Source organism: Erwinia persicina NBRC 102418, assembly GCF_001571305.1.
In the GTDB taxonomy this organism is placed as follows: Bacteria; Pseudomonadota; Gammaproteobacteria; order Enterobacterales; family Enterobacteriaceae; genus Erwinia; species Erwinia persicina.
Genome location: NZ_BCTN01000004.1, coordinates 26,538 through 38,962, shown reverse-complemented (window position 1 = coordinate 38,962; position 12,425 = coordinate 26,538). Strand labels below are relative to the sequence as shown.

General features: G+C 53.6%; 14 protein-coding genes. All 14 read right to left on the bottom strand.

Annotated elements, in window-relative coordinates:
• Positions 1-145: 145 nt before the first annotated feature.
• On the bottom strand, positions 146-781 hold the full coding sequence (gene rcsA, locus EPE01S_RS06025; RefSeq protein WP_062743705.1) for a transcriptional regulator RcsA: 636 nt from the start codon (positions 779-781) through the stop codon (positions 146-148).
• Positions 782-1,436: 655 nt separating this feature from the next.
• Positions 1,437-2,222, bottom strand: a complete 786-nt coding sequence (fliR, locus tag EPE01S_RS06020) for a flagellar biosynthetic protein FliR (protein ID WP_062743704.1) — start codon at positions 2,220-2,222, stop codon at positions 1,437-1,439.
• Entirely contained in the window at positions 2,222-2,491 is a 270-nt protein-coding gene (gene fliQ / locus EPE01S_RS06015; protein WP_062743703.1) for a flagellar biosynthesis protein FliQ, read from the bottom strand. Before fliQ ends, fliR begins: the two co-directional genes overlap by 1 nt.
• A gap of 15 nt (positions 2,492-2,506) precedes the next feature.
• Entirely contained in the window at positions 2,507-3,244 is a 738-nt protein-coding gene (gene fliP / locus EPE01S_RS06010) for a flagellar type III secretion system pore protein FliP (RefSeq protein WP_062743702.1), read from the bottom strand.
• Entirely contained in the window at positions 3,241-3,630 is a 390-nt protein-coding gene (fliO, locus tag EPE01S_RS06005; protein ID WP_062743701.1) for a flagellar biosynthetic protein FliO, read from the bottom strand. The genes fliP and fliO overlap by 4 nt, the downstream gene beginning before the upstream one ends.
• Positions 3,631-4,032 carry a flagellar motor switch protein FliN gene (gene fliN / locus EPE01S_RS06000; RefSeq protein ID WP_062743700.1) on the bottom strand — a complete coding sequence of 134 codons (402 nt, stop codon included), beginning with the start codon at positions 4,030-4,032 and terminating at the stop codon, positions 3,631-3,633.
• Positions 4,025-5,032 (bottom strand): flagellar motor switch protein FliM, encoded by a 1,008-nt coding sequence (fliM, locus tag EPE01S_RS05995; protein ID WP_062743699.1) that lies wholly within the window; start codon positions 5,030-5,032, stop codon positions 4,025-4,027. The genes fliN and fliM overlap by 8 nt, the downstream gene beginning before the upstream one ends.
• 9 nt (positions 5,033-5,041) lie before the next feature.
• Entirely contained in the window at positions 5,042-5,524 is a 483-nt protein-coding gene (gene fliL, locus EPE01S_RS05990) for a flagellar basal body-associated protein FliL (RefSeq protein ID WP_062743698.1), read from the bottom strand.
• Between the two features lie 149 nt (positions 5,525-5,673).
• Positions 5,674-6,978 (bottom strand): flagellar hook-length control protein FliK, encoded by a 1,305-nt coding sequence (locus EPE01S_RS05985; RefSeq protein WP_062743697.1) that lies wholly within the window; start codon positions 6,976-6,978, stop codon positions 5,674-5,676.
• On the bottom strand, positions 6,975-7,421 hold the full coding sequence (gene fliJ, locus EPE01S_RS05980) for a flagellar export protein FliJ (protein WP_062743696.1): 447 nt from the start codon (positions 7,419-7,421) through the stop codon (positions 6,975-6,977). The genes EPE01S_RS05985 and fliJ overlap by 4 nt, the downstream gene beginning before the upstream one ends.
• A 57-nt stretch (positions 7,422-7,478) precedes the next feature.
• Complete coding sequence (fliI, locus tag EPE01S_RS05975) at positions 7,479-8,840, bottom strand: flagellar protein export ATPase FliI (RefSeq protein ID WP_062743695.1); 1,362 nt, start codon at positions 8,838-8,840, stop codon at positions 7,479-7,481.
• A complete protein-coding gene (gene fliH / locus EPE01S_RS05970) occupies positions 8,840-9,529 on the bottom strand; it encodes a flagellar assembly protein FliH (RefSeq protein ID WP_062743694.1) in 690 nt (229 codons plus the stop codon). Before fliH ends, fliI begins: the two co-directional genes overlap by 1 nt.
• On the bottom strand, positions 9,522-10,514 hold the full coding sequence (fliG, locus tag EPE01S_RS05965) for a flagellar motor switch protein FliG (protein ID WP_062743693.1): 993 nt from the start codon (positions 10,512-10,514) through the stop codon (positions 9,522-9,524). The genes fliH and fliG overlap by 8 nt, the downstream gene beginning before the upstream one ends.
• Positions 10,511-12,250, bottom strand: a complete 1,740-nt coding sequence (gene fliF / locus EPE01S_RS05960; protein ID WP_062743692.1) for a flagellar basal-body MS-ring/collar protein FliF — start codon at positions 12,248-12,250, stop codon at positions 10,511-10,513. Before fliF ends, fliG begins: the two co-directional genes overlap by 4 nt.
• Between the last annotated feature and the right edge of the window lie 175 nt (positions 12,251-12,425).

Below are 12,425 nucleotides of genomic sequence, written 5' to 3'. Positions count from 1 at the left end.
TAGGGACGAAGGAACACTCCGGTCGTCTTGAAAGCATCGGCATTGTGATGAAAAGGATTAGGACTGTAATTGAGAGCAGGCTCACAAAATGAGCTTTTTGTGCAGGAAGGCAGAGAAGCCGACGTCAGCCAGCTTCTCAGAAATATTATCTTACATTGACATAAATACCGCTGGTAACGTTATCAGTTAAACGAACAACATGATAAATAACCTGCTTATTGTGAGTTTTTATTTTACGTTTGATATTACCTTTGTGCGATGACACTGTTTTTGCTTTTATTTGCATTTTGTCTGAAATCTGTATGGTGTCATGACCAGACATCCACATTTTAAGCATGTTCGATTCGGTCTGACTCAGCGTCAGTGGATGTACCTCGAAGCCTGAAGTATAGCGAGGTGAGACATTGAGGTTTTTTTGAAAATAGCTACTCAGTAGAGAATCCAGTGTTGAAGGCTTTATCGATTTTGATGTAATAATCAAGTTCTTACGAACGTAGAGGTATTCCTCAAAATGGATATTGGAGATGGCCATAAATATGAAGAACAGCGTATCAGGGTGTTGCATAATAATGTTTCTGATTCGCTGACTGGCATCGGATTCATGGATGAAGCAATCTTCATTAATAAAAACCACACCCGGTTGTAGTTGCTGGCATTTAATTTGTAACTGTTCTATGTCATTCACCGAGGTTATATTTTTCTTTTTAACCCCTTTTACTGCCATATAGTCAGTTAAACCCAGCCGTGTATAGTTACATGAATCCATAATAATCGTTGGCATAATAGCGACCCTCACCAATTTGTTATCCGTTTAAATCAACGATGAATTACGCGCGTTCGGTACGAGTGCAAGAGTTCTGTATTCACGATCTTGTTATGTTTACCCAGCATTAGCAAAGCTTTGCCATTGATGGCGAGGGTACTGATTCGTCCTTGCTGGCAGGTAATTTGAGTTTTGGCGCGGCGATAACCTGCCTGTGTACCACAGTCAGCCTGCAAGCAAGATTTCTGCTTACTAATCTGACTTAAAACAGCATTTTAAGTAGTTTTCCGCCTGCTTTTACACACTATCGCGCAGAAAACAGAAAACTCGGATAGGACGATTCTTAAAAACATTCATTCTCCGAAAGTGTATGCCTGCGGAGAGCATTGACAATGCCGTAAAATGTATTTTAAAACAAGATAAACCGCGAAAAATAAAAATTCCATAAAAAACAGTTGGTTGAGTGTTTTTTAACCGTTAACTCTTTCGCAACAAATCATCGGTTTGAGGGGTTAAAATACGCTAACTGGGTTTTAATAAGAATAATTTTCATCGCACAGGCGCATTTATCAGAATTTCCTTAAGGAAATTCTGCAAATAATCGGGTGAAAAATACACCAATGTATTTTGATTGCTTAACAATGCTTTTGTGGGAAACGGGAAATAGGTAAGATTACTTACCGGGTAATTCACTGAGGAGCGTGGCCAGTAAATCGAACACTTCACTGAACAGATGTTCGCAGAAAGGGCCAAGCAGAGGCATCATCAGGATGATAAACACCATACCGATTGATAAGGTGACCGGGAAGCCGATGGCGAAAACGGACAGTTGTGGTGAAACGCGGTTTAACAAACCCAGGGCCAGGTTTAAGGTGAGGAGCAGAGTGATTAACGGTAACGCTAATCTCATACCATTAAGGAAAATCAGACTGGCCGCCTTGGTCAGAACCATAAAGGCATTGCCGTTAAGGGGTTCTCCGCCGATGGGTAAGGTATGAAAACTGTCTGCCACCATCGAGATTAACCATAAATGGCCGTTGAAAGACAGAAACAGTAGCATGGCCAGCATGTCCAGAAAGCGTGCCAGAACCGGCATGTTCAGACGGCTGCCAGGATCGAAGAAGGTCGCAAAGGACAGTCCCATCTGCAAACCAATCACTTCCCCCGCCGTTCGCACGGCAGCGAAGGCGAACTGCATCGTAAAACCGATGGCTACGCCAATCAGTATTTGCTGAATCAACAGCCAGAAGCCACCGACGGAGAACAGCGTGACCGTCGTCGGCGGTAATGAAGGCACCAGGACCCAGGTAATCATCACACCCAGGCCGATTTTAACTTTGCGGCTGATTGCTTTTTCATTGAGGATCGGGGCTGTCATGATCAGCGCCAGCACGCGGGCGAGGGGCCAGAAAAGCTGACTGATCCAGAACAGAAGTTGACTACTGTCAAAAAGAATCATTATCCGATCGTATAAGGCAGGTTGCTGAACAGCGTACGCATATAATCGAGTACCAGATTGAGCATCCATGGGCCGGCAATCACGATGGTGGTCACCACGGCCAGGATCTTCGGGATAAAGGAAAGCGTTTGTTCGTTGATCTGTGTTGCAGCCTGCAGCAGGCTGATCAATAGCCCGCTGACCAGTGCAGCCAGCAGCAGCGGGGCGGCCAGAGCCAGCGCAATCTTCATGGCCTCGTGCCCCATTACCATTACCGATTCAGGTGTCATTATTGTGGCTCCGTGTCAGGAATAAAAACTCTGGGCCAGCGAACCGACCAGTAACTGCCAGCCATCCACCAACACAAACAGCATAAGCTTAAAGGGCAGTGATATGGTCGCGGGCGGCACCATCATCATCCCCAGCGCCATCAGCACGCTGGCCACCACCAGGTCGATAATCAGGAAAGGAATAAAAACGGTAAAGCCAATCTGGAAAGCGGTTTTCAGCTCGCTGGTCACATAGGCTGGCAGCAGAATACGCATCGGAACGGCTTCCGGTCCGGCAAGCGGTGGCGTATTGGCCAGGCGAGCAAACAGTGCCAGGTCGGCTTCACGCGTCTGTCGTAGCATAAATTCACGCAGCGGCTGGGCACCTTTTTCGATAGCATCCTGCATGCTGATCTTATCTTCACTGAAGGGCAGATAAGCGTCGGTATAAATTTTGTCGAACACCGGACTCATAATAAAGAAGGTCAGGAACAGTGACAGGCCGAGCAATACCTGGTTCGGCGGTGCTGAGGGTGTGCCCAGTGCGTTACGTAACAGGCCGAAAACGATAATGATGCGTGTAAAACTGGTCATCATCAGCAAAATGGCCGGCAGGAATGTCAGCGAGGTGATAAACACCAGCGTCTGTACTGGCAGTGACCAGCTCTGGCCACCGCCAGGCATCGGTTTACTGACCAGGCCAGGTAACTGGGCATAGACATCGGGAGCCAGCATCAGCAAACTGAGCAGCAGCAGTGGAAGGATGCGTTTCATTTTTTCTTTCCGGTGCTTTTCATTAATGACTGCAGCACCAGACGGAAATCGGGCTTAGGCTCAGTGGCGTCAGTCTCTTCCGGCGCGGGGCTGGCAGGCAGGGTATGCAGGTGAGTGATCTGCTGGGCAGTGACGCCCAGCACCAGACGCGCATTATCAACATCGACAATCACCACGCGTTCACGCTGTCCCAACGAGCAGCTTGCACTGATATTCAGCGTTTTGCTGCCGGCACGTCGCGAGGCAAAACCCAGCCGTTTGGCCAGCCAGGCGCAGGCGAGAATAAGAAGAATAATCGCTGCCAGTACGCTGCTCACCTGGGTGAGCATGGAGCCAGTAGAAATGGCCGGCGCGGGAGTGACCGGCTGATGCTGGGTGGTATTCATTTAGCGGCTCAGACGACGCATACGTTCAGTCGGGGTAATAATGTCGGTGATGCGTACGCCATATTTATCGGCGACGACCACGACTTCACCCTGAGCAATAAGGTATCCGTTAATCAGAATATCCAGCGGTTCACCCGCTAATCCGTCCAGCGCAACGACTGAACCCTGCGAAAGACGCAGCAGCTCTTTGATGGTCATTTTGGTGCGACCCAGCTCGACGGTCAGTTTGACCGGGATATCCATAATCATATCGATATCCTGCACAGACCCGGAGACATCACCCAAATCCAGCGATTTAAAAACGCCTTCAGTGGAGGTCGACTTCACCTGTTCATTCATTGCGTCAGCCCACAGGTCGTCCGCAGAGATGTCGTCATCGGACGGCTTATTCGTATCACTCATCGGGCTGTTCCTCATTCAGCGAATTCAAAATCGGGTTGATCAGGTGTTCCACGCGCAGGGCGTACTGCTTATTCAGCGTTCCGTACTGGCTGGTCAACACCGGCACGCCATCGACATGGGCGATGATGCGGTCAGGTTTTTCAATCGGTAATACGTCACCCGGCTTCAGCGCCAGCAGACGTGAAATTCTCATCGACACTTCGGCAAAATTGGCCACCAGTTCCAGCTCTGAGTGCTGAACCTGTTTGACCAGGGTGTCACGCCAGTTTTCATCTTCGCTACGTGAATTTTCCAGCGGGGGATTAACCAGCGTTTCACGCAGCGGTTCGATCATGCTGAAGGGGATGCAGATATTAAATTCACCCGTCAGGTTACCAATCTCAACCTGGAAAGGCGTAGTGACTACGATATCGTTAGGCGAGGTGGTGATATTGGTGAATTTCACCTGCATCTCAGAACGAACGTATTCCACGTCCAGCGGGTAGATAGGTTTCCAGGCATCGCTGTAGCCGTCCAGTGCCAGCTTCAGCATACGACGGATAACACGTTGCTCGGTGTGGGTGAATTCGCGTCCTTCCACTTTCGTCGGGAAACGACCATCCCCCCCAAACAGGTTATCTACGGCGATAAACACCAGACTCGGCGAGAATACCACCAGTGCCGTGCCACGCAGCGGCTTGAGGTGGATAAGGTTAAGGTTAGTTGGCACCGGCAAATTACGGGCGAACTCATGGTATGGCTGAATCTTAATCGCGCCGACCGAAATATCCGGGCTGCGGCGCAGCAGGTTAAACAGCGCCATACGATAAGAACGCGCAAAACGTTCGTTAATGATCTCCAGTGCCTGCAGACGCTCACGAACGACGCGGCGCTGCGTATTGGGATCATAGGGGCGAATGTCGCTTTCGCCGCCGCTACTGACCTTATCTTCTGTCGCACTATCGCTGTCGCCATTGAGTAGTGCGTCAATTTCTGCCTGAGAAAGAATGCTATCGCCCATAAATTTACATCACCGCAGTATGAAGGCCGTGAAAAGAACATCCGTCACGACCTGCTGTGGTTGTCCCTGCACCAGCGGAGGTGCCAGTACCTGTTTTATCTGTTTCATTAATTCCTGCTTACCTTGCTCATTCGCTAACGCCGAGGCACTTTGACGCGAAAGCAACAGCAGCAGACGACTACGGACTTCCGGCAGATAATCATTCATACGACGACGCGTTTCTTCGTCGGGCAAACGCAGGGTAAATCCTACGTAGAGCACACGATCCGGATCGTTGTCGGGATTGATCAAGTTAACCGTAAAAGTATCCAGAGCAAAAAATACCGGCACAGGTGGTGGCTCCGGCTTGGCTGCCGCAGCGGCATCGGCCGGAGTTTTCATCATGCGCCAGACTGTATAGCCCGCCACGCTGCAAGCGACCAGAGTCACAATAAGTAACACCGGTATCAGGAGCTTACGTTTGCCGCTTTTGGCTTTAGCGTTATCAGTCATATTAGCTGTAACTTCCTGTGATTATTTTCGGGGGCGGTGCCACGTAATCCACTGTCCCACGGCGTTATGAGCAAATTATCCCTTGTCTTGCGCCAAACAATAGGCAGAAAAGACGCGAGTTTTGCCATCAGCTTACGCGTTTGTTACCGTCAGGCGAAAATATCAACAGCATTGGAGCCGGCTGCGCGCGCCTGCAGGGCGGCAGGTACGGCAATTGGCGTCACATCACTGTCATTTTCATTAGCAAGACTAAACGGGCTTCCGTTGTTATTGCGCTGCTGTTCCTGCTGGCCGGTAAAGGACTGGCCCTGCTGGAAAGCATCGCTACTGACATTACTTTGACCCAGATTGATGCCGCTTTCAGCCAGCGAGGCGCGCAGTTGAGGCATTGCTGCCTCCAGTGCTGCCCTGACCTGGCTCTGATTCGACACCATACTCAGCTGGGCCTGGTCGTTATCCAGTTTCAAACTGATCTGGATACTGCCCAGGTCCTGCGGATGCAGATGCAATTCGGCGGTCTGTTGCCCGTTGCGACTGAACATCAGGATCTGTTGTCCCAGTGCCTGCTGCCATTCCGGACTGCCCAGCTGAGAATTCAGCATAGGAGTTGCCGGTGCACTCACGACCGAGGTTGAGGTCGGCGTAAGTAATGAAGACGCGGTACTGATCACATTATTGGTTATCGTCGCAGCAGGGGCAGAACTTGAATTTTCTTTATCGATATCTTTGCTGACATTGCTCATAACCTGCTGAAAAGCTGAGTCGATAGGGTTAGCCGCCGGATTTACTGACGTTTTGGCCGCGCCGACGCTATCGGAAGATTTTGCACTAACAGGAACCAAAAGTGCGCTATCACTATTTTTTGACTGCGCAGCAGTATCTTCCCCTTCTTCACCTTTTCCCTTGCCTAACGCCGCGCTTAACGCGTTCAGGGCCGACTGCTTATCGCTTTTATTCAGCCCGGTGGACAGCAGGTCGCTACTTTTTGCTGCCGCAGTGGCAACAGGAACGGCTGGGTTATTCGGTAACATCGCGTAAAGTGCCTGCAACGCCTGAAGGTCGCTATCGCTGAGGACCACCGCAGGCGTCTCTTTCTCGTCTTTCAGCACGTCTTCTTTCGCGTCAACCTGGCCCTTCTGCGGATGCAACAGCGCGGTGAGCGCTTCGGGTTTATCCAGTGCAGCCAGCAGATCGCTGATCCCCGGTTTTTTAGCGGTTTTGCCATCCGCATCCGCGGTTTCACCGATATTTTCTTTCACCACACCGCCGCTGCCCTGTTGGGCCAGCGATAAAAGATGGTTACCCAGCAGGGTGATAAACCCCTGTTGTGAGGTCTCGCCGCCAGTAAGTGCGTCGCCACCGGCATTGCTCAGGTCGCTTTCGCGGGCCTCGCCGGTGGGGGTGGTTTTGGCGCTGGCATTCGTCGCCGTGGCTGCCGTTGGTAAGGTAATCATTCGCCTTTCCTCTGTGATGCCCGTTGGGCAAATTCATCATTCCGCTTCTGATCGAGACGGTTTTCTTGTAAGAGAGCGGTCGCAAGGGCACGGGACTGTAGTGTCTCGTAGGCATGCAACCGCTGCTGTTTGTCGCGCCACAGGCGCAGCGCGTTCTCCACCCGGGTATTCCAGTGCAGCAGCTGCTGGCGATGTTGCTCTATCGCGTTTTCCAGCGTCTGAATAAACTGGTGATAGTTGTACCAGCGGGTGCTGGCAATCCCTTCGCTCATGGTGGTGTTGAGATTTTTACGGTACTCATCCTGATAATTAAGCAGCATGGTCAGCTGCTCATCGGCCTGTTTTTGTGCGCGACGTACGTCACCTAACTGAATGGCGGCTTTTTCCACGTCTTTATGCGCAAGGTCGCGCAGCGTGTCGATAGCAGAAACGGTCTTTGTCATAAAGCCTCCAGTCAGGCGGCGTCACGCAGCAGGGCGTGATGCGTTGTCAGATGAAACTTAACCAAAAATGGCCTGCAGATGCAGACTGGCATCGTCGAAGGTACTGCGCTCAAACATGCCCTGCTGCAGAAACGCTTCCAGCTCGGGATACAGCTTGATCGCTTTGTCCAGCGTCGGGTCGGTACCGGCGGCATAGGCCCCCACGCTGACCAGATCGCGGTTCCGCTGGTAGCTGGACAGCAGCTGTTTAAACTGGCGAACCCGCGCGTAGTGGGTGTCATCGATCAGATGCGCCATTACACGGCTGATCGAGGCTTCAATATCAATAGCCGGATAGTGACCGGATTCCGCCAGGCGGCGTGACAGAACGATATGACCATCAAGGATGGCGCGGGCGGAGTCAGCAATCGGATCCTGCTGGTCATCCCCTTCGGTCAGTACGGTATAGAAAGCGGTAATCGAGCCGCCGCCGTCGATACCGTTCCCGGCGCGCTCCACCAGTGCCGGCAGTTTGGCAAATACGGACGGTGGATAGCCTTTGGTGGCCGGAGGTTCACCGATGGCCAGCGCAATTTCACGCTGGGCCATGGCATAGCGGGTCAGTGAGTCCATGATCAGCAGGACATGCTGACCGCGATCGCGAAAATCTTCGGCAATACGTGTGGCGTAAGATGCCCCCTGCATACGTAATAAAGGAGAGACATCGGCCGGCGCGGCAATCACCACCGAACGGGCACGGCCCTCTGTACCGAGAATATTCTCAATAAAGTCTTTCACTTCACGGCCACGTTCACCGATCAGGCCAACAACAATCACATCGGCTTTGGTGTAGCGGGCCATCATGCCCAGCAGCACGCTTTTCCCGACGCCAGAGCCCGCAAACAGGCCCATGCGCTGGCCGCGTCCGACGGTCAGCAGGGCATTGATTGCCCGTACGCCGGTATCGAGAACGTCCGTAATCGGGGTACGCTGTAACGGGTTAAACGGGGGCGTATTCAGCGGCGCACGATAGCCGGTTTCCGGCGCAGGCAGGCCGTCCAGCGGGCGTCCGCTTCCGTCCAGCACGCGTCCAAGCAGCTCCGGCCCCAGCATCATCTGCTTACCGCTGTTCTGCTTATCGCCTGCAATACGTGCATAGACGCGGGCACCGGGCAGGATCCCTTCGACCTCTTCCAGCGGCATCAGCAGCAGTTTCTGGCCGTTAAAACCGACCACTTCACTTTCGACTTCACTGACGCCCTGGCTGTCGTGACGTTCAATGACGCAGGTGGCACCCAGCGGCAGCTGTAAGCCCGTGGCTTCCAGTACCAGGCCGGTGGCGCGGATCAGGCGACCATAACGACGGACGTCCGGCACCTGAGCCAGACGCTTTTCGAAATTGTCGAGTACGCCAAGCCAGCGCGACAGGCGAGTGGTCATTACAATTCTCCCGGTGCGGCCAGCCGGCACAGTTCGTGCCAGCGAGTCGCAATACTGGCATCCAGATCGCCATCCTCGGCGCTGACCTTGCAGCCGCCGGGGTGGATGGTGCTGTCACCCAGCAGACGCCAGCCGTGCAGACTGAGCGTGGCGCCCAGCGTGGTTTCCACGCGCGGCAGATCGTCCGGATGGACGCGCAGCGTCGGTTTGCCGCTGAACATGGGTTCCTGCTGCAGCATGCCCTGAATCTGACGGTGCAGGGCGGTGCCATCAACGTGCGGGGCCTGACCAATGACCTGGCGCGCCGCCTCCAGTGCCAGCTGCATCAGGCGTGAAGCGATAACACTGTCCAGCGCTTCCAGCGTGTGATGAAACTCTGAAACCAGTTGCTGCATCCGCGCCTGTAAAGGCGCCTGCTGCTGCTGGGCATCAGCCAGTCCCTGCTGGAATCCGGCGTCATAGCCGGCTTTCTGGCCTTCAGCAAAACCGCGCTGCTGGCCTTCCGCATAGCCCAGACCCTGGGCTTCGTTGCGCACCTGGGCCTGAAGCTGTTCTAACTGAAACTGCTGCTCATCGACCGGATCTTCTGTGACGTCGGGTAACACCAGCTCTTCGATCAGCGGCCGGTCCAGGCTTGCCAGATCGTTGGGCTGCCAGCGCTGCCAGGGCAGGGAAGCGTTATCAGACATAAGTTTCCTCGCTGCCACCAATCACCATCTCGCCACTTTCGGCCAGACGACGGACAATCAACAGAATCGCTTTCTGTTCGTTTTCGACCGCAGACATACGCATCGGGCCACGGTTGGCGAGGTCGTCGCGCAGAATATCGGCTGCACGCTGCGACATGTTGCGCAGGAACTTCTCGCGCAGTGGCTGTTCGGAGCCTTTCAGCGCCACCAGCAGCGATTCGGATTCCACTTCCTGCAACAGGCGCTGGATGCTGCGATCGTCCACTTCGACGAGGTTTTCGAACAGGAACATTTCGTCGATGATTTTTTGTGCCAGCTCGCCGTCGAACTCGCGAACCGCTTCGATAACCGCTTCTTCCTGCTGTGTTTTCATCAGGTTGATAATCTCGGCCGCGGTACGTACACCGCCCATCTTCGCACGCTTGAGATTCTGACCATCCAGCAGGCCATTGAGCACTTCGGTCAGTTCTGCCAGCGCCGCTGGCTGTACGCCACCGAAGGTGGCAATACGCAGCATCACGTCGTGACGCAGACGCTCGTCGAACTGGGCCAGAATATCGGCCGCCTGGCCACGCTTCAGGTGAACCAGGATGGTGGCGATGATCTGCGGATGTTCGTCGCGGATCAGGTCGGCAGCCGCCTGAGGTTCCATAAAGTTGAGCGTGTCCATCCCGGAGGTGGTTTCGCGCGTTTCGAGAATATCTTCCAGCAGGGTGGAGGCTTTCTCTTCGCCCAGCGCCTTGATCAGTACCGAGCGCAGGTAGTCATTGGAGTTGAGGCTCAGGGCCGCATACTGTTCCGCATCAATTTCAAATTCGCGCAGCACGTCGGTCAGCTGCTTATGAGACACCTGACGCATGTTGGAGATGGCAGAGCTGAGATGCTGCACCTCGCGGGAGTCGAGGTGTTTGAACACCTCGGCCGCGCGATCTTCACCAATCGTCATCATCAGAATGGCGCTTTTTTCAGTACCGGTGAGACTCATAGTTCGTCCTTCATCCACTGGCGAATAACCAGAGCAACAACGCGTGGGTCATTTTCTGACATCTCACGAATACGCTGGCTCATGACCTCAGCACTCATGCGGTGCTGAGATTTACGTTCCTGATCAAGTTCATCTTTCGACAGCTTGACGGAGATACCGGACTCTTCATCTTCAGCGCGGCGTGCCGCAGCCACAGATGCTGCTTCAAGCGCTGCTTTCTCCTGCTCAGCCCGGCGACGCAGCTGTGGGCGTACCAGTTTGCGGTACAGGATGAAGGCGACAATCAGCACCAGTAACCAGCGGCCCGCTTCAAACATCTGCTCGATAAATGCCGGCTGTTTCCAGAATGGCAGGTCATCGCCCAGGTCTTCGTTGGCGGTAAACGGCGAGTTGACGACGTTCAGGCTGTCTCCACGCTGTTCCGAGAAGCCCATCGCTTCACGGGTGAGGTCTTCAATCTGTTTAATCTGTGCTTCATTCAGTGCCACCGGCTTACCGGCGGCATCCGTACGGTAGTTGACGACCACAGCTACCGACAGACGCTGTACTTCACCGACATTCATCTTGGTGTGCAGGATGGTGCGGTTGACTTCATAGTTCGTCGTGTTATCGCTACGGGTATTGGACGGGACGGTTTTCTGTGCCGTTGACGTCGCTGCATTCGCCGCTGCGTTGTTCGCCGTATTGGCGCCTGCGCCATTCGCATTATTGGCGTTCGCATTGTTTGCATTGTTATTTGGCGTAGTAACCGGGCCTGCGTTGGCCGGTGCCGGCTGGTTTGACAGGGCACCCGGAACGCCGCCAGGGTACTGACCACCCAGTTGTTCGCTGTCGCTGGTCTGGCGTGAGCGAATGGCCTGCTGGTCAGGGTTGCTGTTGGGTTTGTACTGCTCGTCCGTCTGCTCACGCTTATTGAAGTCGATTTGCGCGGTGACCTGCGCATGAACATTACCGTTACCGACAATCGGGCCGAGGATGGTTTCAATACGCTGCTGATAACGTGTTTCTACGTCACTGGCATATTTCAACTGGGTGTCATTGAGGTCACGCCCGGTTGGATCGTTCTGAGTCAGCAGGCGACCGGCCTGGTCAACGACGGTCACATTACCCGGGGGCATCCCCGCGACGCTGCTGGACACCATATGTACAACCGCGTTGATCTGGCCTTCATCAAGCGCCCGACCCGGCTGCAGGGCCAGGGTTACGGAGGCAGAAGGTGATTTCTGTTCGCGCACGAACAGCGTGGGTTTCGGCATGGCCAGGTGGACGCGGGCACTTTTCACCGGGCCGAGCGTTTCGATAGTGCGTGACAGTTCACCTTCCAGCGCCCGCTGGTAGTTAATCTGTTCGCTAAACTGGCTGATACCAAACTTCTCTTTATCCAGCAGCTCAAAGCCCACAGCGCCACCTTTCGGTAAACCCTGTGAAGCGAGGCGCAGGCGCAGTTCGTGTACCTGTGCGGCAGGAACCAATAGCGCGCCACCCTGATCGTCGAACTTATAAGGTACGTTCATCTGGGTCAGCTGCGTGACGATAGTGCCGCCATCCTCATTGCTGAGGTTGCTAAAAAGAACGCGATAATCTGGCTGCTTAGCCCACAGCACCATCGCAATGATGATGGCAACAACCGCGGCCGCCGCGACAATAATCGGGATGCGGGGGTTTGCGCGTAGGCGAGCGAACAGGTCATTCAGACCTTTCTTCTCTGGATTATCCTGCGTGACAGTTGCATTCATGACTCGTTCCTGCCTGACAGTTGACCGGACTGCTGCGTGTAGTGTCGTAACAAAACTGACTCCCTGATGCGCTGGCTTAAAAAATTTCCACCTCAATGGAGTGCCATTATTTTCTGAAACGAGAAAATCGATGGCTGGATAAGGTGTGATTTATGCGGCTATTTAGCGGCTTTGT

Excerpts from the sequence above, each read along its gene's own strand:
- EPE01S_RS05985 (WP_062743697.1), bottom strand. The coding sequence starts at position 6,978 with ATGATTACCTTACCAACGGCAGCCACGGCGACGAATGCCAGCGCCAAA.
- fliI (WP_062743695.1), bottom strand. The coding sequence starts at position 8,840 with ATGACCACTCGCCTGTCGCGCTGGCTTGGCGTACTCGACAATTTCGAA.
- fliN (WP_062743700.1), bottom strand. The coding sequence starts at position 4,032 with ATGAGTGATACGAATAAGCCGTCCGATGACGACATCTCTGCGGACGAC.
- fliG (WP_062743693.1), bottom strand. The coding sequence starts at position 10,514 with ATGAGTCTCACCGGTACTGAAAAAAGCGCCATTCTGATGATGACGATT.
- fliQ (WP_062743703.1), bottom strand. The coding sequence starts at position 2,491 with ATGACACCTGAATCGGTAATGGTAATGGGGCACGAGGCCATGAAGATT.
- fliL (WP_062743698.1), bottom strand. The coding sequence starts at position 5,524 with ATGACTGATAACGCTAAAGCCAAAAGCGGCAAACGTAAGCTCCTGATA.
- fliH (WP_062743694.1), bottom strand. The coding sequence starts at position 9,529 with ATGTCTGATAACGCTTCCCTGCCCTGGCAGCGCTGGCAGCCCAACGAT.
- fliO (WP_062743701.1), bottom strand. The coding sequence starts at position 3,630 with ATGAATACCACCCAGCATCAGCCGGTCACTCCCGCGCCGGCCATTTCT.
- fliJ (WP_062743696.1), bottom strand. The coding sequence starts at position 7,421 with ATGACAAAGACCGTTTCTGCTATCGACACGCTGCGCGACCTTGCGCAT.
- fliR (WP_062743704.1), bottom strand. The coding sequence starts at position 2,222 with ATGATTCTTTTTGACAGTAGTCAACTTCTGTTCTGGATCAGTCAGCTT.
- rcsA (WP_062743705.1), bottom strand. The coding sequence starts at position 781 with ATGCCAACGATTATTATGGATTCATGTAACTATACACGGCTGGGTTTA.
- fliM (WP_062743699.1), bottom strand. The coding sequence starts at position 5,032 with ATGGGCGATAGCATTCTTTCTCAGGCAGAAATTGACGCACTACTCAAT.
- fliP (WP_062743702.1), bottom strand. The coding sequence starts at position 3,244 with ATGAAACGCATCCTTCCACTGCTGCTGCTCAGTTTGCTGATGCTGGCT.
- fliF (WP_062743692.1), bottom strand. The coding sequence starts at position 12,250 with ATGAATGCAACTGTCACGCAGGATAATCCAGAGAAGAAAGGTCTGAAT.